13 protein-coding genes are annotated in these 20527 nt (G+C 60.6%); 9 read left to right on the forward strand and 4 right to left on the reverse strand.

Going from position 1 to position 20527, the window contains the following annotated elements; all coding sequences use genetic code 11:
* Positions 1-69 precede the first annotated feature (69 nt).
* From J9870_RS13095 to J9870_RS13120, 6 genes are all read left to right on the forward strand, one after another.
* Positions 70-678, forward strand: a complete 609-nt coding sequence (locus J9870_RS13095; protein ID WP_210644641.1) for a lecithin retinol acyltransferase family protein — start codon at positions 70-72, stop codon at positions 676-678.
* A gap of 93 nt (positions 679-771) precedes the next feature.
* A complete protein-coding gene (locus J9870_RS13100) occupies positions 772-1422 on the forward strand; it encodes a response regulator transcription factor (protein ID WP_210644643.1) in 651 nt (216 codons plus the stop codon).
* 361 nt (positions 1423-1783) lie between these two features.
* Entirely contained in the window at positions 1784-3184 is a 1401-nt protein-coding gene (locus J9870_RS13105; protein ID WP_210644644.1) for an amino acid permease, read from the forward strand.
* Positions 3185-3492: 308 nt separating this feature from the next.
* Positions 3493-5214 (forward strand): type I secretion system permease/ATPase, encoded by a 1722-nt coding sequence (locus J9870_RS13110; RefSeq protein ID WP_210644646.1) that lies wholly within the window; start codon positions 3493-3495, stop codon positions 5212-5214.
* A complete protein-coding gene (locus J9870_RS13115) occupies positions 5207-6577 on the forward strand; it encodes an HlyD family type I secretion periplasmic adaptor subunit (protein WP_210644648.1) in 1371 nt (456 codons plus the stop codon). Before J9870_RS13110 ends, J9870_RS13115 begins: the two co-directional genes overlap by 8 nt.
* Before the next feature lie 2 nt (positions 6578-6579).
* Positions 6580-7929, forward strand: a complete 1350-nt coding sequence (locus tag J9870_RS13120; RefSeq protein WP_210644649.1) for a TolC family outer membrane protein — start codon at positions 6580-6582, stop codon at positions 7927-7929.
* A gap of 299 nt (positions 7930-8228) precedes the next feature.
* Here J9870_RS13120 and J9870_RS13125 read toward each other — a convergent pair whose 3' ends face one another.
* The gene (locus J9870_RS13125) at positions 8229-13844 is read right to left on the reverse strand and encodes a putative Ig domain-containing protein (RefSeq protein WP_210644651.1); all 5616 of its coding nucleotides are present in this window, start codon (positions 13842-13844) and stop codon (positions 8229-8231) included.
* Positions 13845-14250: 406 nt separating this feature from the next.
* Between J9870_RS13125 and J9870_RS13130 the strand changes: the two genes are divergently transcribed.
* From J9870_RS13130 to hemN, 3 genes are all read left to right on the forward strand, one after another.
* Entirely contained in the window at positions 14251-14694 is a 444-nt protein-coding gene (locus J9870_RS13130) for a hypothetical protein (protein WP_135845745.1), read from the forward strand.
* 96 nt (positions 14695-14790) lie between these two features.
* Positions 14791-16164 carry a coproporphyrinogen III oxidase gene (locus tag J9870_RS13135; RefSeq protein ID WP_210644653.1) on the forward strand — a complete coding sequence of 458 codons (1374 nt, stop codon included), beginning with the start codon at positions 14791-14793 and terminating at the stop codon, positions 16162-16164.
* Positions 16161-17549, forward strand: coding sequence for an oxygen-independent coproporphyrinogen III oxidase (hemN, locus tag J9870_RS13140; RefSeq protein WP_210644655.1), 1389 nt, complete (start codon positions 16161-16163; stop codon positions 17547-17549). The genes J9870_RS13135 and hemN overlap by 4 nt, the downstream gene beginning before the upstream one ends.
* A gap of 79 nt (positions 17550-17628) precedes the next feature.
* On the opposite strand, the gene J9870_RS13145 is transcribed toward hemN, so the two are convergent.
* From J9870_RS13145 to J9870_RS13155, 3 genes are all read right to left on the reverse strand, one after another.
* On the reverse strand, positions 17629-17835 hold the full coding sequence (locus J9870_RS13145) for a hypothetical protein (RefSeq protein ID WP_210644657.1): 207 nt from the start codon (positions 17833-17835) through the stop codon (positions 17629-17631).
* A 6-nt stretch (positions 17836-17841) separates the two neighbouring features.
* Positions 17842-19266: an AdeC/AdeK/OprM family multidrug efflux complex outer membrane factor gene (adeC, locus tag J9870_RS13150; protein WP_210644659.1), complete on the reverse strand. Its 1425-nt coding sequence runs from the start codon at positions 19264-19266 to the stop codon at positions 17842-17844.
* Positions 19267-19353: 87 nt separating this feature from the next.
* Positions 19354-20181, reverse strand: coding sequence for a helix-turn-helix transcriptional regulator (locus J9870_RS13155; protein ID WP_210644661.1), 828 nt, complete (start codon positions 20179-20181; stop codon positions 19354-19356).
* Positions 20182-20527 lie beyond the last annotated feature (346 nt).

The following is a 20527-nucleotide window of genomic DNA, read 5'->3' on the forward strand; positions in this document are numbered from 1 at the left end:
GTCCCATGTACAAATGAAACCCTGCAACCCCGGCGATACAGTCTCTTCAAGGGTTGCGGAGTTTCTCTCATGAATAATCTAACCGCCGTTGCAGTGGATAAATTTTCATCCCTGCGTTGCATTGCGCTTATTTGCCTGGCACTCATGACCACGAGTGTCTTCTATCGCTTGAGCGCACCAATGCCCCAAAACCAGCGACCTGTTGAACCCCGTCACTGGGGCAAATTGCCGAAGGGCTTGCTGGATGTTTCATTGAAACTGGTCAACCTCGAGCAAGCCCCAGGCGGCGTGCCTGTAGGGGCGCACCTGGTCAGTCCACGCAGGTTCTACCTGCACCACGGCATCTACCTCGGCGGCGCAGAAGTTGCGCACTATTCGGGGTTCAGCGGCGCTCTCAAGTCAGGTCCTATTGAAGTCACCGATCTCGAACACTTCGCCAACGGCAAGCCCGTGTGGATCGTTGATGGGCAATTTGAATATTGCGCCGAAGAAGTCGCCAATCGGGCGCGTTCCAGGTTGGGCGAAGAGCAATACAGAATCTTCTCCAATAACTGCGAGCACTTTTGCAGTTGGTGCACCACCGGCGAAAGCTACAGCGCTCAAATCAACGCGTACTTGCATCGCCCGCGTTATCTTCTTGCGCTGATTTCAGCCTTGGAACCCCAGCTTATTGCATAGCGTGTGCTTGATCGGTCGGGTCGTTGCTTGCGCACTTTTCCAGCAAAAGCGCTGTGCTACACTTTTTTCGTCCATCCCCCAAGAGGATCGTGCATGAACGGCAATCCCCCATCCAATGAGCCGGGCAGCAAGGATTCAATAGTGTTCGTGGTGGATGACGATGCCTCAATGCGCGATGCATTAAGCAATCTTTTGCGCTCGGTCGGGATGCGCGTCGAGACGTTCGCGTCCACTGCGGACTTTCTTCGCCAACCCAAGACCGAAGGCGCCAGCTGCCTGGTGCTGGATGTACGACTCCAAGGTAGCAGTGGCCTGGACTTCCAACGTCAGCTGGCGGGGTCGAACTCCACCATCCCGATCATTTTCATCACCGGCCATGGCGACATCGAAATGTCGGTCAAGGCCATGAAGGCCGGCGCCGTGGATTTCCTGGCCAAACCCTTCCGTGAACAGGACTTGTTGGACGCGGTGTCAGCGGCGCTTGAGGCTGACGTCAAGCGCCGGGCCGTCGAGCGTCAGCTTTCGGACCTGCATACCCGCTACGAAACACTGACGGTCCGTGAAAAAGAGGTGATGGCCCTCGCCGCCAAAGGCCTGATGAACAAGCAGATTGCCGGGCAGATGAACCTGAGCGAAATCACGGTGAAAATCCATCGCGCCCATGCGATGAAAAAAATGCACGCCAAATCCTTTGCTGACCTGGTTCGAATGGCTGAGTCATTAGGCGCCGGGCCAGGCCGCTGAGCAAAACGCCAGATCGGAATAACCGCTCATTTCCTCTGCAAAATACTTAACTGAGTAATCCTTAAAGCATTCATTTCGCCAATGACCGATTGGGTGCGCGCGTTTTTGGCCCAGGGCAGACGCACCAAACTGGGCAAGAGGCCATGCCCGATCTGGCGAGATCAGGCACAGAGGCGGCGTGTACAGGTAACTAACTCGGCAGGGAAGGCGGGTAACGTGGCCCAACTTTTCACCGCAGTGCGCAAGTTCGTGAGGGGTGGATCAAACATCTCGATGTGTCGCTTTCAGGAGGGGGCGAAAACCAGAAGCACCGACCGTTCCTCCGCGCGCCTCAAATGTCGACCATCAAGAGAACAAGAAAATGACCAGCCCCAGTTTCAAGGATTCGAACGGCCATTTGGCACAGGGCTTCAAGCCTCGTCACGTCACCATGCTGTCCATTGCCGGGATTATTGGCGCAGGTCTATTCGTTGGCTCGGGCCATGCCATCGCAGCCGCTGGGCCGGCCGTCATGCTGGCCTATCTTTTCTCCGGCCTGTTGGTGGTGCTGGTCATGCGCATGCTGGGCGAGATGGCGGTTGCCAACCCGGACACCGGCTCATTTTCCACCTATGCCGACCAGGCCATCGGCCGCTGGGCCGGTTTCACCATCGGTTGGCTCTACTGGTGGTTCTGGGTGCTGGTGATCCCCATCGAGGCGCTTGCCGCCGGTCATGTGCTGAACCAATGGTTTCCCGCCATCGATGCCTGGCTGTTCGCCTCGGTGTCGATCATTGCCTTGGCGGTGACGAATCTGTTCAGTGTGTCCAAGTATGGGGAGTTCGAATTCTGGTTCGCGATGGCCAAGGTCGTGGCGATCATCGGTTTCATTTCCCTGGGGTTCGCCGTGTTGATGGGCTGGATTCCCGAGCGTGAGGCCAGTGGCCTGAGTCGATTGATGGAGGCGCATGGCGGGTTTGCTCCCAATGGCCTGTCGGCGGTGGTGGGGGCCTTCATCACCATCATGTTCAGCTTCATCGGCACGGAGGCGGTGACCATTGCCGCGGCCGAATCCAGCAACCCCGCACAGAACATCGCCAAGGCTACGCGCTCGGTGATCTGGCGCATCGGCGTGTTCTACCTGCTGTCGATCTTCGTGGTCATTTCAGTGGTGCCCTGGAACGATCCGCTGCTGGCTTCAGTGGGTTCCTATCAGCGGGCCCTGGAGCTGATGAACATCCCCCACGCCAAATTCATGGTGGATGTGGTGGTGTTGATCGCCGTGGCCAGTTGCATGAACTCCTCGATCTATATTGCCTCGCGCATGTTGTACTCGCTGGGCCGACGTGGCGATGCACCGAAGGCGGTGGAAGTGACTTCGTCGGTCGGCGTGCCAAGGGCCGCAGTGGTCGCCAGTACCGTGCTGGGATTGGGTGTCACGTTATTCAGCTTCTTCATGCCTGCGGGATTGTTCCAGTTCCTGCTCGCCAGTTCCGGCGCCATCGCCTTGCTGGTGTATCTGGTGATTGCGGTATCCCAGTTGCGCATGCGGCGGATGCTCGCGCGCCAGAATGTGGAGCTGCCCTTGCGCATGTGGTTGTTTCCCTGGCTCACCTGGCTGGTCATTGTATTCATCTCGGCAGCCCTGGCCGTCATGATGGTGACGCCTGAGCACCGCAGCGAGGTGAGTACCACCCTCGGCCTGGCCCTGGTCATTTCCTTGATCGGACTGGTGACGTCGCGCCATTCGCCTCAGCCGCAGAGGGCTGCTTCCCTCGGTTGAACCGTTTCGTTTTGCCCGGTTGGCGTCACGTTACTGGCGCCAACAAACCCGCCTAAAAAGCCCGTTGCAGACGCAAAAGCCGTCGTCTTCAAGCGCGGCACTTCCGCCTGTCACCCACTTGCACGCCAAGCCCCGCGAACCGGCACTAACCCGCCGTTGCGTTGTCAGTAATTGGCGCTTGTAGGGACGAGGATCGCCCCTGTCAGCGGCACGTCAGCTAAATTGAGTTTTTCTCGAGCACCTTCGGGAAAAAGCCTTGCGATGGATTGCGTCCTGGACCGACTATTTCTCTTGCAGGCTGATTTCCTATGGGTTTTCTACTCGATCCACGCCATGACATTGATGCGGCTCTGCTCAGCTATCGTCGGGTGTTCGGTTCGCTGGCGCTGTTCAGTGGCGTGATCAACCTGCTGGTGTTGGTGCCCTCGCTCTACATGATGCAGGTTTACGATCGGGTACTGACCAGCCGCAACGAAACCACCTTGTTCATGCTTACCTTGATCGCCCTGGGCCTGTTCATGTTCAGCGCCCTGATCGAGTGGGTGCGCGGCCAGGTGATGATTCGCATGAGCGCGGGGCTGGACGATGCCTTGGGCGAGCGGATTTTCGACGCCGCTTTCGCCCGCAGCCTGCGTGAGCACAACGCCAACCCCGCGCAGGTGCTCAGCGACCTGGCGACGCTGCGGCAGTTGATCACCGGGCAGGGCTTGATCGCCTTGCTCGACGCGCCGTGGTTGCCGATCTTCTTGCTGGTGGCGTTCATCTTTCATCCGTGGTTCGGGGTGCTGACCCTGGTGCTCGCCTTGGTGCTGATCGGCCTGGCGCTGTGGGGCGAGCTGGCGACCCGGGCGCGCCTGGGGGAGGCCAATCGACTGGGCGTGCAGTCGTCGATCTATGTGAACAGCACGCTGCACAATGCCGAGGTCATCCAGGCGCTGGGCATGCTCGGGCCGTTGCGCCAGCGCTGGAGCTTGCTGCAACAACGCATCATTGCCGCCCAGGCCCACGCCAGCGACCGCAGTGCCCGTATCACCTCGACGACCCGTTTCGTGCGCATCTCCGGGCAGTCGCTGGCCCTGGGGCTTGGGGCGTTGCTGGTGCTCGAAGGCCAGCTGTCAGCGGGCATGATGATTGCGATGTCGCTGCTGCTGGGGCGGGCCTTGGCACCGGTGGAAATCGCCATCGGTTCGTGGAAACAGTTCAACTCCGGGCGCCAGAGCTACCAGCGCCTGAGCCAACTACTGACCCAGCATCCGCGTGATCGCCTGCGCATGCCCTTGCCCCCGCCCAGCGGCGCGGTGCGCCTGGAGCAGGTGTATGTCGGCCCGCCCGGGGCCACACAGCCGATCCTGCGGGGGATCAATTTCAGCCTGGCCAAAGGTGATGTGCTGGCTATTGTCGGCGCCAGCGCCAGTGGTAAATCGACCCTGGCCAGGGCATTGGTCGGGGTATGGCCGGCCATGGGCGGATCGGTGCGGCTGGACGATGCCGAGATCAGCCAATGGTCCCATGACGCCTTGGGCCCACACCTGGGCTATCTGCCACAGGACATCGAGCTGTTCGACGGCAGCGTGGCCGACAACATTGCCCGTTTCGGCGAGCAGGATGCCGACAAAATCATCGCCGCCAGTCGTCACGCCGGTATCCACGAGATGATCCTGAGGTTTCCCAAGGGTTACGACACGCCGTTGGGGCCCGGCGGGCTTGGTTTGTCCGGTGGCCAGAAACAACGCCTCGGGCTGGCCCGTGCGCTGTATGGCCATCCGACGCTGATCGTGCTCGACGAGCCCAATTCCAATCTCGATGAAGCCGGTGAGTTGGCGTTGCTGCAGGCCATCAACGCCCTCAAGGCCGCTGGCAGTACGGTGGTGCTGATTACTCACCGGCCGAATGTGCTGGCGGTGGTCGATCACATCCTGGTGCTCAAGGACGGCACCCAACACGCATTCGGCCCACGGGACCGGGTGCTCAAGGCTTTGATGCCAGCGCCCAGGCCGACCGCGGTAAGGGAGGCTGGCGGCGATGCGTGATCTGACTCCAGGTACACAAGCGTACAGCGAGCAGGGGCTGAGCGTACTCGGTGCCCATACGCTGCCCACCGCCAGCACCGACGCTGGCGGTGCCGCCCGCTATGGCGTGGTTTTCCTGGTCCTGGCGCTGGGCGGGGCGCTGCTCTGGGCCTGCCTGGCGCCGCTCGACCAGGGTGTCGTCGGCAGCGGCACCGTGGTGGTGGCGGGTGAGCGCAAGGCGGTGCAGTCATTGGTCGGCGGAGTGGTGGAAAAGCTGCTGGTCAGCGATGGCGATCGTGTCGCCCAGGGGCAGTTGCTGGTGCAGCTCAATACCGTGCAGGCGCAGTCGCAGCTGGACGTGACCTTGGGCAAGTTGCTCAACGACCGCAGCGTCGAGGCGCGGTTGATTGCCGAGCGCCTGGGCAGTGCCGAGATCCAGTGGCCGGCCGAGCTGCTGGCGCACGCCGACGAGCCGCGGGTCAAGGCGGCCATGGCCTTGCAGAGCCAGTTGTTCCTGACCCGCCGTGCGGAGCTGGGCAGCCGCTTGCAGATCATCGAGCACGAAGCTGTGGCGTTGCAGCAGCAGTTGCTTGGCTATGAAGGCGTCAAGCGTAACTACGACGCGCAGATGCGCTTCCAGCAACAGGAGCTTGAGGGGCTGCGTGATCTGGCCCGTGAAGGCTACGTTCCGCGCAACAAGCTGTTCGAAGCCGAGCGCAATGCGGCTCAATTGGCGGGGCAGATCGCTTCCGGCGTGGGCGATATCGGCAGGACTCGCCAGGCGATCAACGAAAGCCGGCTCAAGGCCTTGCAGGCGCAGCAGGAGTTCCGCCGCGACGCCGAAACCCAACTCAGCGAAGTGTCTGCCGAAGCGGCCGGCTATGCCGATCAGATTCGAGCGCTGCAGTTCGAAGTCGACAACGGGGCGATCCGTGCGCCTGTGGCCGGGCAGGTCATGGACGTGAGCATTCATACCGTGGGCGGTGTCGCGCAGGCCGGACAAACCCTGATGCAGGTGGTGCCGCTGGACGCGCCGATGGCGATCACCGCGCGTTTCGAGCCGCTGATGGCCAACAAATTGCGCCCGGGCTTGCCGGTGCATGTGCATTTCACCGCGCTGCAACGGGTGGATACACCGACCGTCATCGGCACGGTGACCACGGTGTCGGCGGACCAGTTGATCAATGAGCAGACACACCAGCCGTATTTCTCGGCCAAGGTCGAGATTCCCGCCGACACCGTCGCTTCGTTGCAGAGCGCCGGGCTGTTGGTGCGCCCCGGCATGCTCGCCGATGTCACGGTGGTGACGGGCGAACGGACCTTGATGAATTACCTGATGAAACCCCTGCGCGAACGCTTGCTTGCGGCCTTCAAAGAGGAATGAGCATGACCGACCGTTGCCGCTACCGCTCTCGTGTATTGCTAAGCCTGTATACCAGTTGGGCGGCGATCAATCCTGTGTGGGCTGGCGAAGGAGGTCTGAGCCTGACCGCCGCCTACGATGCCTCACGCCTCAACGATCCAACCGTGCAATCGGCCGCCCATGCCTTCGAGGCTTCGCGGCATGAAGAAGACATCGGTCGCGGTGGTCTCTACCCGCAAGTGTCGTTGTCCTCGCGCTATGGCTATGGCGGGCGTACCGACGGCGGTGACGACAGCGGCTACGTCAACAGTAACGATTACCAGGCCAACAACGTCACCCTGGCGGCGCAGCAACCGCTGTACGACAAGGGGCGTTGGGCGGCGTATCAAGAGGGCAAGGCCAGGGGGCAATTGGGCAGCCAGCTATTCGACGTCGCCGGCCAGACCCTGTTCGACCGGGTCGCCAAGGGTTATTTCGATGTCGCCCGGGCTGAGAACGAGATCAAGCTGATCGCCCAGCAGAAAACGGTCATCAATGGGTTGGTCACCCAGAGCAAAAAGCTCTATCAGGGTGGCCAGGGGGCGATCACCGATATCGATGAAGCCCAGGCCCGGCTCGATCTGGTGGAGGCCCAGGAGACCGAAGCCCAGGCCCGCCGAGTGGCGGCGTTGCGGGCACTGTCCGGTCGTGCCAGCGTGCCCATCGATGATATCCAGCCGATGCGCGAAGAGATTGCCGCCGGTAGCCCGATCCCGCCGGAGCAGGATTTGGCTTACTGGACGGCGATTGCCCGTGAGGCCAGCCCCGACCTGGCCGCGCGGCTGGCGGCGGTGAAAGTCGCCGAGGCCCAGGCTGACAGTCAGCGTGCCGGGCATTACCCGACCTTGTCGCTGACCACGCAACTGACCCGTCGGGAAACCCGCCAGTACCAAGAACTCGACCCGCGTCAGGACACCTACTACGTAGGCGTGCAACTGGATATTCCGTTGTATCGTGGCGGCGCGGTACGCGCCTCCGTGGCCAAGGCCGAAGCGCAATTGGCCGGCGCCCAGTCCGACTATGACGTGCAGCGGCAACAATTGGCCGAGGATATCGAAACCGATTATCTGGGTGTGGTGGCCGGGTTCGCCAAGAGCAAGGCGATGCAGCGCGCGGTGGAGTCCAATCAGCGGGCACTGACCTCCACGGAAAAAGGCTTCCAGGGTGGCGTGCGCTCCACGGTGGACATTCTCGATGCACAGCAACGGCTATTCCAGGCCCGTCGGGATCTGCTCAACACCAAACTCGACATGCTGCAAAGCTATGTCAGCCTGCACACCCACACGGGCCAGATGAACCGCGCGGTCCTGGAGCAGGTGCAAAGTCTGTTTTGAATAGCCCAAATCCCTGGATCCTTGTGGGCAGGGAATAAATCTCCTCGCCACATTGGTTCTCTGGTGAACCTCGATTTTTCAGGCTCAGCCAATCCCCTGTGGGAGCGAGCCTGCTCGCGATAGCGGTGGGTCGCTGCGCATCGATGTTGAATGTGCCGTCGCCATCGCGAGCAAGCTCCCCTCAGAAGATCTGTGCCAAACACAGGCTTTGTGTCCACTAAAGACCCATTGTGGGAGCGAGCCTGCTCGCGATAGCGGTGGGTCGATCAGCATCCATGCTGAAGACTCACCCCATCAGATCAGGCGGTAAAGTCGCTGGCGTGCAGCTCCTTGACGCCCACCAGTTCGAATTCGAACTCGGGGGTGGCGTCGGCGTTGGTACTGCCGTAGACAATGCCATCGGCAAAGCGCAGTTGGCCGGTGGCGTTAGCGGGGTCGAAGGCGTTGCTGCCGATGAACGTGAAGGCGTCGACAGTGGCGGTCAGCGGGTTGGCGTCCAGGCCGGTGAGGTCCAGATGATCACCCTCGGTGGTCTTGAAACCGTTGATCACATCGCGCAAAGCGCCGACGCCCATGTCCGACAACGCGCCAAACGCGTAGGTATCCGCGCCCGTGCCGCCGGTGAGGTTGTCGGTGCCTGCGCCGCCAATCAGCCGATCATCACCCGAACCACCCACCAGCGTATCGTTGCCTGCGCCACCGTTCAGAATGTTCGCTGCGCTGTTGCCCGACAGGCTGTCGGCGTAGGCACTGCCGGTGAGGTTCTCGATGAACTTCAAGGTATCGAGGCCGGCCCCCACGGTGTTTTGTTGCGCAGAGGTCGAGAGGTTTACGGTAACGCCGGCCAGGGCACGTTCAAACGAGGCCGTGTCGTTGCCGTCGCGCCCATCCAGTACGTTGTTGCCGGCACCAGCGAACAGCGTGTTGTCCAAGGCGTTGCCCGTGCCATTGGCGGCGCCCGTGCTGTCGATATACAAATTCTCGACATTGTTGCCCAGGGTATAGGCCGCCAGGCTGCTGTGGACACTGTCGATGCCGCCGGGCACCGCATTGCTGTTGGTTTCGATCACCGCGTCATCGGCGTTGTCGACGTAGTAGGTGTCGTTGCCATCGCCACCGCTCATGCTGTCGGCCCCTGCGGCGCCATCGATCACGTTATTGGCGGCGTTGCCGGTGATGAAGTTGCGCCGCTCGTTGCCGGTGCCGTCGATGTCCGATACCCCGGTGAGCACCAGGTTTTCGAGATTGGCGCCCAGGGTCCAACTGACCGAGGCTTGCACGGTGTCGATCTGCGAGGTCGAAGTGTTGGTTTCCACCACGCTATCGAACGCGTTGTCGACCACGTAGATATCGTTGCCATCGCCACCGGTCATGGTGTCGGCGCCGAGGTCGCCATCCAGCGTGTCGTTGCCCGAGCTGCCCACCAGGGTATCGTCCTGGTCGGTGCCGGCAATATGTCCGCCCTGGTTCTGTGCGTTATCGAATATGTCCTGCACGCTGTTGTTGTCGTTGGGGTTGCCCTGGAAGCCGAGGTCATCGGCGATGTAGTCGGCCAGGCGTTGCCCGACGATTTCCGCCGACTCCTCGTGCAGGTGCCAGACGTCGTCGGGATACACCAGCGGATCGACTTCATAGCGCAGGGGCAGGTCGGTGTAGTCCACCGCCAGCTTGACGTCGGCGCGCTCGGCGGCGATGGCCTCCTGGGCGGCACGGACGTAGCCGACACCCTCGACGATGGAGGCGATTTTCTCCTCCGAATAGCCACGGGCCCGGGCCGCATCCTCTTCGTAGTGACCGGTCTCCATCATGTACACGCTGAAATTGCCGAACTGGGCATGCAGGTAATCAAACACCTTCAGCGTCGCGGCCTTGTAAGCCGCAGCTGCCGCCGCTTTGTCCGTGGACCGAGCGATCTCTTGGGCGGCTTCCTCGCCCTGGCCCCAAATGATGCCCATGGTGACGTTATCGATCGATTGCAGTTCGGTGAGTTGCTCGCGCAGCAGCGTCACGGCCCGCAACAGCGCGGGCCCCGGTTGGTTGGTGTCGGTCAACCACCAGCACAATTTGAGCTCATCGGGCCCCAGGGTGGACAGGCCGTTGACCGTGCTACCGCCGACGGCGATGTCGATGCCATTGCCGTCGGCATCGGTGAACTGGCTGCGCACGTCATAGGTGGTGTACCGGTCCAGGTCATTGACCAGCATCGAGGTGCCGGACTGGTCGTCGTCCTCGGTCATGCGCAGCAGGCGCGCATTGGATTGGCCAAGGGTCGGCAGGTAGAGGATGTCCTGCTGGGCGCGTTCGCCGAACACGAAATCACTGGCGGTCAGCGTGTTGAGGTAGTTGCCGTTGAGGGCGATTTCAAAGCGATTGCCATCGGCGTCAGCCTCGGCGGATTTGATGTAGGTCTTGTCACCAGCCGCGTTCAGGGTCATGTACAGCGTGCCATTGCTGCCATCGCCAAGGCCGAGAAAGCCCAATCCTGAAACGTCGATTTTGTCGACGCCCACGGTGAAGTCATAGATCGTGTCGGTGGCGGTGACGCCGCCGGTGTCGTAGTCGCGGTAGCTGTCGAGCACGTTGGTGTAGCGGAAAGTGTCGGCACCGTCTCCACCGTACAGCGAGTCGCGTCCGGCGCCGCCATCGACAACGTCTGCGCCGGTGCCGGCCTTGATCGTGTCGTTGCCGCCGAGGCCGAGGATCAGGTCCGCGCCAGCCGTGCCATTGAGGGTCTCGGCGTTATTGGTGCCGGTGACGGTGTTGGCGGGGGCATCGGCGACGACCAGGGCGAAGCTGTCACTGACCGATGCGCCTGACGGATCGGTAGCCTTGACCAGCACGTTGTAATTGCCGGACGCAGTGCTGGTGGGCGTACCGGTGAAGGTCAGGTTGCTGGCATTGAAGCTCAGCCAGGTGGGCAGGGCGCTGCCATCGGCCAGGGTCGCGGTGTAGGTCAACACGTCCTGGTTGGCGTCGGTGAAGCTGTCGTGAGTCACGGTGTAGCTGAACGGCGTGCTTTCGGTGGCATTCTGGTCGAGGAGCGGTATGGCCACGACCGGCGCCACGTTGCTGGGTGTGTTCTGGTCGGCGAAGACAAAATGACTGGCGGTCAGGCTGCTCACCAGATTGCCCGCCAGCGACACCTCGAAGCGGTTGCCGTTGGCATCGACCGTGAGGTCCTTGAGGTAGGTGCGATTGGAGGAGGCGCTGTAGGTCACTTGCAGTGTGCCGTTCAGGCCATTGCCCAGGCCGGTGTAACCAAGTGCCGAGACGTCGATCTTGTCGGCGGCCACGTCGAAATCGAGGATCTGGTCACTGGCGCTGGTGGAGCTGGTGCGGTAGCTGTCGAGCTTGGAGGTATAACGGAAAACGTCGGCCCCCGCGCCGCCGGTGAGTTTGTCCACGCCGGTACCACCCACCAGGATGTCGTTGCCCGCTCCGCCGTTAAGGGTGTCGTTGCCGGCGCCGCCAAACAGTTGCTCGTTGGCCGCAGTGCCGGTCAGCGTGTCGTTGTTCGGCGTGCCGTTGATGATTGTTGGGGGCGCGGGTACATCCTGCACCGCGAGGGTAAAGCTGTCGCTGACGGTGGCATTGCTGCCGTCGGTCGCGGTGACCTGTATGGAGTAAGTGCCCGATGCAGTGTCGCTGGGCGTGCCGCTGAAGGTGCGGGTGGCTGCATCGAAAACCAGCCAACTGGGCAGCGCACTGCCATCGGCCAATTTGGCGGTGTAGCTGAGGCTGTCGTTATCTGGGTCGCTGAAACTGGTGGCCGGCACCACGTAGCTGAACGGGGTGTTTTCGGTGGCGTTCTGATCCAGCAATGCCGTTGCCACCACTGGCGCATGGTTGACCGTTGGCGAAGTGGCAAACACGAAGTTGGCGCTGGTCAGCGTGTTGAGGTAATTGCCGTCCAGCGCTACTTCGAAGCGGTTGCCATTGGCATCGGCCTCCAGGGACTTGATGTAGGTCTTGGTCCCGGCACTGTTGAGCACCAGGTACACGCTGTTGTTCTTGCCATCCCCCAGGCCGGTGAAGCCCATGGCCGAGAGGTCGATCTTGTCGGCGCTGACATTGAAGTCGGTGATCAGGTCACCGAGGTTGGCGCCGCCGGTGTTGTAGTTGCGGTAGCTGTCCAGGCGATTGGAAAACACAAAGGTGTCCGCCCCGGCGCCGCCGGTGAGGGTGTCCATGCCGGCACCGCCGTCGAGTTTGTCGTCACCGGCGCCGCCACTGAGGCTGTCGTTGCCCGCAAGGCCGAGCAGGGTATCGGCCGAATCGCTACCCAGCAGCGAGTCGCTGCCGCTGGTGCCGGTGACCACCCGATTGAAGATGAAGTTGCTGGCCGTCAGCGTGCTGGTCAGGTTGCCCGTGAGGATCAGTTCGAAGCGATTGCCGCTGGCATCGGCATCGTAGTCCTTGATGTAGGTGCGGTTGCTGCTGGCGCTGTAACTGACCTGCAAGGTACCGCCACGGCCATTGCCCAGGCCAGTGAAGCCGAGACCGGCGAGGTCGATCTTGTCTTGGGTGACATCGAAATCGGTGATGGTGTCATCGAAACTGGAGGTGGCGTTGCGGTAACTGTCGGATTGAGCGACGAAGCGGAATGTATCGGCACCAGCGCCGCCGGTGAGTTTGTCGATGCCCGCGCCGCCCACCAGAATATCGACACCGGCCCCGCCATTGATGGTGTCGTTGCCGGCCCCACCATAGAAAATCTCGCTGGCGGCGCTGCCCAGCAGGGTGTCGTTGCCCGCCGTACCTTGCACAGTGGTCATCGGTACCGTGTCGCTGACGTAGCTGCCATCGCCATAGACCAGCGTGGCGCCCTTGCTGGTGTGGCTGATGGTGTTGCCGATAATCGCGTTGCGATCGGTGCCGTCTTCGTTGCGTTCGGCGACGCCATAGGTCGACAGGTCGCTGCCGCTGATGATGTTGCCCTGGATGGTGTTATCGCTGCCGTTGAAGTACTTGCCGGATACGCCCAGGGTATCGTCGTAGGACTGGATGATGATTTCCGGTACGGCGCCGCCCAGGGAGTTGTTGTTCAGCGTGTTGTCGAGGATCTCGACGTGGTTGCTGCCGTAGATACGAATCCCGGCGCTGCTGTTGTCGTGGATGTCGACGTCGCTGACGGTGATTTCGCTGGACAGCTTGATCAGCACCCCTTCGGCGCCGTTGCCATACACCTCGCCACCGGTAATGGTGACGTTGCTGGGGGAGGGAATGTCCTCGCTGCCGCGCTGGACCACGATGCCATTGCCGCCGTTGTCGTAGGCGACGTTATTGGTCATGGTGAAATCGTGGGTGCTGGTGACGATGTTGAAACCGTGGCGGTCGTTGTCGTAGGCCACGTTGTTTTCGAACGTGCTGTCGCTGAGGAAGTCAGCAACGAAGCCGTCCAGGCCGTTGCCGTGGGACACACTGTTCTTGATGACCATGTTGACGGTCTGCTCGTGAGGGTCGAAACCGTACCCTGAGCAATCCTTGATCTCGACACTGTCGAGGGTGACGTTGGAATCGTAGCCTTCTTCGCCAGGGATGTAGCCGTTGAACCAGCCGTCGATCTTGCCGGTGGTGTTGTCGCGGTTGCCGTCGATGGTGAGGTTGCTGACCCCGAAATCGTGGGTTTCCTCGCCATAAGCCGAGCGGATGACCCCGGTGATCTTGGTGTCGGAACCATCAGCCACCTTGACTGTGGTTTCGCCCATGCCGTCGCCGTACAGATAGACGTTGCTTTTAAGCATCAAACAGCCGTCGGACGGTTCCTCGCCTGCCGAAACGATATAAGTCCCGGTCGGCATGTACACCTGACCTCCACCTGCCGCGGCCGCCGCATCAATCGCACTTTGTATCGCCGCCGTGTCATCGGTGATGCCATCTCCTTTGGCGCCAAAATCTTGTACGTTGAAAATCATGAGCTTATCTCCGTATCTGGCTAAAACCGCGCTAGATGCCAATATTCCATCGGCAGCCAAAGTGTTATGACCCAGCGGAGCGCAAAAGTTGTGACCGAATATCGGTGAAGTGTCAAAAAAACGGAGTAACTGATCAACGGTTGTGAGGTGTTTCAAAAAAGTAACGTTATGTTGACGCTTTCAGCGGCGTAATCCTGTGGGAGCGAGCTTGCTCGCGATGGCGGTGTGTCAGGTAACACTAATGCTGCTGATCCGGCGCTATCGCGAGCAAGCTGGCTCCCTCAGGGGGCGGTGGTGTGGCTTATACCGGACACACGCGTTCCTTGATTGGCATCAACCCCCTCGCACCGTCAGCGCGATAACCTCGTATAAACCGCCCGCTGAAGCAGGGTGGCCGAGGAGTCCCATGAGTTATCCGCTGTTTTTGACCCTGCACCTGTTCGCCGCGCTGGTTTTCATCGGCACGGTGTTTTTCGAGGTGTTGTTCCTGGAGAGCATCCGCAAACAATTGCCTGCCAAGGTCATGGTGCTGTTGGAGCAAGGCATCAGCCAACGCGCGCGCCAGTTGATGCCTTGGGTGCTGTTGGTGCTGTTCGGCGCAGGTGGCGCCATGGTCTGGCTACGCTATTGGCCGTTGCTGTCGTCGCCGTTGCAATCATCTTTCGGTTTGCTGCTGGGGTTGAAGATCCTGCTGGCGGGCAGTGTGCTGGGACACTTTCTCTGGGCCATGTGGTTGTTCAGGAGTGCCCGCATGAACGCCCGTTACGTGCACATCATCCACACCAGTGTGTTTCTCCATATGGTGGCGATTGTGTTGTTGGCCAAGGGCATGTTCTACGTCACGTGGTGAGCGATAACGGCGTGGTTCCAAGGCGCTTGATACAGGTCAAGGAGCCCCGGCGGGTAACGTCGGACACTGTCGCTGTGCTGCCACTCGGAGATTGTCATGTTCGACCTGTTTCAAACCCTCGGTGAGCGACCCGCGGGAAGTGCCCCGGCGGTGGCTGATGCCGATTGCCCGGTCGGCACGCGAAAATTCCATGGCGGCATCGGCTCGCTCGATCTGTTGCGCGGGTTGCGCGACAGCCGCCAGACGCGGCGCCCCCTGTCCCTTTCGGTGCATCTGCCTTCGCGTTTGAGACTGGCCTCGTGTTCGCCGTTGGCCAGCGTGTGCCGGTGCGGGGAAATCGAGGGCTATCTGCAACGCCTGACGTACGAGATGGGCCTGGTCGGCTGTCACCTGGGCGCGGGGCGGCGGGTCGAACAGTTTTGCCTGACCGGTGGCACCCCCGTGATCGCGCATTTGCAGAAGCTGATGAGCGATCTGCGCAAACGCTTCGACTTCTGCGAATACGACAGCGGCGATCACAGCATCGAAGTGGATCTGCACCACACCGACTGGTCGACCATGGGCCTGATTCGTGACCAGGGTTTCACCCATGTCAGCATAGGTGTGCCCGACATCGGTGCTGACTGTGATTTGCCGGTCGATTGCTACCAGAACCCGGCCCCGATTCATTCGCTGATAGATGCCGCGCGCACCTTTGGTTTTCGCTCGATCAACATTGACCTTGGTTATGGCCATGCCTGGCAGACGCCCCACAGTTTCGCCCTGAAGCTGGCCACGCTGATCGAGCTGGAGCCGGACCGGCTGCACGTTTTTGACTATGCCCGTGCGCCTTATCGTTACCGCTCGAAGAACGCCGGAGTGGCCGGCGCTTTTTGCAGCCAGGCGGACAAGGAGGCCATGCGGCGGATTTGCTGCGAGCAATTGATCGGCGCAGGTTATCACTACATTGGCCTGGGGCAGTTCGTCAGGGCCGACGATGACCTGGCGGTCGCCCAGGAGCACGGGCGCCTGCATCGCAATTGCCAGGGTTTTACCCGCCACGGTTGCTGCGATCACGTGGGGTTTGGCTTGTCGGCTGTCACCCAGATCGAACACCTGTACGTGCAGAACACTGACGATCTGCTGCAGTACTGTCAGCAGTTGGACGCCGGGCAGTTGCCGGTGTGTCGTGGCTGGCGATGTGAGGCGCAGGATCAGGTCAGTGCGACCGTGATCGAACAGCTTTCCTGCGACCTGGAATTGGATATCCCGGCCATCGAGGCGCGTTTTGGCTTGCAGTTTCGCGAGCACTTTGCGTCGATCTGGCCGTTGCTGGAGGTGTTGCACGACAAGGGATTGATTGAACTGTCGAGCCGTTTTATCGGCATCCTGCCCGCTGGGCGCCTGAATGTGGACGCGATCTGCAATCTGTTCGATCCAGAGCTCGATGACGCAGGCCCACACACTTTTGAAAAGTTGAACCCTTCATGAATGCTGCATCCGGTTTCAATCGTGCCCTGGTGGAAAAATACGACCGCCCGGGGCCGCGCTACACCTCTTATCCCACGGCCCCGCAGTTTCACCAGGCGTTTGCCATGGATGAATACCGCCACGCTGCCCAGCGCAGCAACCAGGCGCCAGTGCCCAAGCCGTTGTCGGTGTACATCCATATCCCGTTCTGCCAGAGCCTCTGCTATTACTGCGCGTGCAATAAAATCATCACGCGCAAGACCCACCGCGCCGCCGAATACCTAACGTACCTCAAGCGCGAGATCGCCCAGCAGGCCACCTTGTTCGACCGCTCGCGCAAACTCACCCAATTGCACTTGGGAGGAGGCACACCGACTTACCTGACCCATGAGCAATTGGCTGACCTGATGGACTGCCTGCACCAATCGTTCGACATGGATGACAGCGACGAGCATGAGTTTTCCATCGAGGTCGATCCTCGGACCATCGATGGCCAACAGATCCAAGGCCTGCGTCAGTTGGGGTTCAATCGCTTGAGCTTCGGCGTCCAGGATTTCGACGCGCAGGTGCAGGCGGCCGTCAATCGAGTGCAAAGCGTGGCGCAGGTGGCCGAGCTGGTGGCGGCGGCCCGCCTGGCGCGCTTCAAGTCTGTCAGTGTGGACCTGATTTATGGCTTGCCGCTGCAGACCATCGCCAGTTTCGATGTCACCTTGAGCAAGATCATCGCGCTGCGGCCCGACCGCATTGCCGCCTACAGCTATGCGCATCTGCCACAACGGGTGAGGGCGCAGCGGATGATCCGCCCCGAAGACATGCCGCCGCCGGAGCGCAAGCTGGAGCTGCTCGAGCTGACCATCAATCGCCTTACCGAAGCCGGTTATGTCTACATTGGCATGGACCATTTCGCCTTGCCGGACGATGAGCTGGTGCGCGCCCGCGCCCAGGGTACGCTGCAGCGTAACTTCCAGGGGTATTCCACCCACGCCGACTGCGATTTGATTGGCCTGGGCGTGTCCTCGATCGGCAAGGTCGGCGACAGCTACAACCAGAACGTCAAGGAGCTTTCCCAGTATTACGCCCGTCTGGATCAAGGCCTGCTACCCGTGCAGCGCGGCTATCGCCTGAGCGACGACGATCGCTTGCGACGCGAGGTCATCAGCGAGCTGATGTGCCATGGACGGGTAGAGTTCGGCCAGATCGAGGCCGAGCACGGCATTCGTTTTACCGAGTACTTCGCCGATGCGCTGGAGCGGCTCCGCGAGCAGGTTCGCGACGGCCTGCTGGACATCACCGATCAAGCGCTGGTGCTGCTGCCCCAAGGGCAATTGATGATGCGCAGCGTCGCCATGGCTTTTGACGCGTATCTGGAGGTCGACAAGACGGTCCAGTATTCACGTACGGTCTGACGACGCAGGTAAGAAAGAGCAGGGGGCATCGGACTGCCCTCGCTACAAGGGCTGGTGTTCGTCCCGATTCCCAGGTTCGCTAGGATCTTTCGCCGCCCGGGGTTCCGGAGATCGGAATCAAGTCGCGGATCGCATAGAAGCCTTGTACCAGGCGCTTCTTGGCCCGGTACTCGCACAGCAGCAGCAAGGTATCGGGCAACTGGGAGATCGACGAAGAGTGTTTGACCACCATTGTTTTACCTCCCGAGCGTAGGCGTACAAGTGCCCCTGGTTCGAATGTGCCCATCTGCAGTCACCTCACAGTCACTTTGTTTGTGCGTTCTACCCAACCCCCGCCCAGGGCCTTGTACAGGTTGACCTCGGCCAGCAACTGCGACAGCCGGTCGACGATCAGGGTTTGTCGGGCGCTGAACAGCGAGCGTTGGGCATCCAGGAACGTCAGGCTGCTATCCACGCCAATGCGATAGCGTCGTTCCGCCAAGCGGTAGTAGTCCTGGTTGGCCTGGACCAGATCGCGTTGGGCGATCAATTGGTCTTTATAGGTCTTGCGCGCCGCCAAGCCATCGGACACTTCCTGGAAGGCGGTCTGGATGGCTTTCTCGTATTGCGACACGCGGATGTCTTTCTGGATCTTCGAATAATTGAGGCTCGCCCGAAGGCTGCCGGCATTGAAAATCGGCAGGTTGATCTGCGGTTGAAATGTCCAACTGCCCGAACCACCCTTGAACAACCCGGACAGTTCGCTGCTCGAGCTGCCGGCATTGGCGGTCAGGCTGATGCTCGGAAAGAACGCGGCACGGGCCGCACCGATGTTGGCATTGGCCGATTGCAGCAGGTACTCGGCCTCAAGAATGTCCGGCCGCCGTTGCAACAAGTCCGAAGGCAAGCCTGCGGGCACTTCGCTGAGCAAGTCGGACGCCAGTGGGCGGCCGGGCAGCTCATCGGCGACGGACGTGCCCACCAGTAACGTAAGGTTGTTGAGGTCCTGGGCGACCTGGCGCTGGAATTTGGCCAGGCTGGCCCGGGCGCTTTCCACCGACGTGCGTGATTGGCTCAGGTCCAGCGCCGAGGCGGTGCCGACCTGATTACTGCGTTCGGTCAGGCGCAAGCTTTGCTCGTAGGACTCTAGCGTGTCGCGAGTCAGGGCCAACAGTTCCTGATCGGCACGCCAGGTCAGGTAGGCGCTGGCCACGCTGGCCACCAGACTCAATTGGCTGCTGCGGCGGGCTTCTTCGCTGGACAGGTAGACCAGCGAGGCCTCATCGCTGAGGCTGCGTATTCGCCCGAACAAGTCCAGCTCATAGGCACTGATCCCCAAGGTTGCCGAATACGAGCTGCTAATCCCCGGGGCGCCGGTTCCCGTCAGGTCGGCCGGCAGCCGCTGGCGTGAACCTGTGCCACTGGCACTGATCGCCGGGAAAAGGTCCGCCCGCTGAATCCGATATTGCGCCTGGTACGCCTCGACGTTCAGGGCGGCCACGCGCAAGTCGCGGTTGTTGACCAGCGCACTGTCGATGAGTTGCTGCAGTACTGGATCCTGGAACAAGTCGCGCCAACCCTGCTCAGCCGCGATAGGGCCCGAGAGGGCGGGGGCATAGGCGGATGTCTGCGGATATTGTCCAGCTATCGGTGCATCGGGGCGTTGGTAGTCCGGAATAAGCGAACAACCACCGAGCATGAATGCCGCGGCCGCCAAGGGGCTCAAGAATCTACGCATCGACCTGCCTCATCGTGGTACCCGTTCAGGTCCCGCAGGCGCGGGTAGGCGGGTTCTGTTGGGTCCGCGCTTGCCCGCCGCGCGTCGTCATGATCCGATCATCCATTTCGCCAGCCCATGTCGCCCGCTGACACCCAGCTTGGCGGCGGCACGTTTGAGATAGGTTTCGATGGAGCTGTTCTTGACCCTGAGCTTTTCTGCTATTTCCGGTACGGTGCCACCGGCCAGCAATCCCAGGCACACTTCTTTTTCCCGCACCGAAAGGGTCACGTCGCACGGGCTCAATCGCTCATGGAAGTCACGCTGCAACTGGGTCTGGTCGGCGGCATTGAGTGATTGGCTCGCAGCGCTGCCAGGGGTCTTGAAGCAAGACTGCCGGTTGAGGTGCGCATGGCGCTCCGCCAGCGGCAGCAGGGTCTCGGAGAGGTATTTCAAAAAGGACAGTTCCTGGAGGGAAAAGTCGCGTTGTATCTGAGAACGATGCAACGAGATCACACAACGACGATTGGCCTTGCGGGAAATCAGATTGCATTGATGGGATGTGCCGAGGCAGGTATTGCCTTTCTCGTCCTTCATCCGGGCGTTCAGGTGAATCAGCAGGGCGTCATCCACCTCCAGCACTCTTTTCACCAAAGGGTGATCGTTGCGCTGTACCGCACTGGTAGGGCAAGCCGATTGCATTTGCGCGTGTTTCTCTAAGCCCGCGTGCCCCAACAACTGGACATCGAGGACGTTCGATTGGGTATCGTCGACTGTCCACTCACTCAATTCGAGTCGACTGACCGGCACGGATGTTTCGATCATCTGGTGCATGTTGGTCAAGAAACTCTCGTGCCCGACACTTGAAATCAGCTTTCCTAGCTCTACGTAGAGGTGCGATTTCTCGGCACCGTCAATATACGCATGTCGATTCATTATGCTTATCCTGCATACTGCGAAAAAGCTCTGCATCTCAGTGATTGTTGACGGAAGAAAATCCGACCGCTTCTCAAAATGCTGAAGCCTCTTCTGGATTTGATACCTGGGGTCAAATATCACCTGTGAATCCATTCACAAACAACGGTTCAGCTGGTAGGGCTATTAAGCGTTCCAGTGTAGGAAAAGTCTGTAAGGGAAAACAGGGACATTCCGGGTCAGAGGGGGGCAGTTTGGGTGATGCCTCCTTGAAGAAATTTGACTCTTTGACGAAAGGCTTTTCCTCGGAACGTGAATGCAACGGGGGGATTGATTCTGAGCGTCTATCCGTAGAATTTTTATTAAA

The sequence above is a fragment of the Pseudomonas sp. Tri1 genome (assembly GCF_017968885.1).
Lineage (GTDB): Bacteria > Pseudomonadota > Gammaproteobacteria > Pseudomonadales > Pseudomonadaceae > Aquipseudomonas.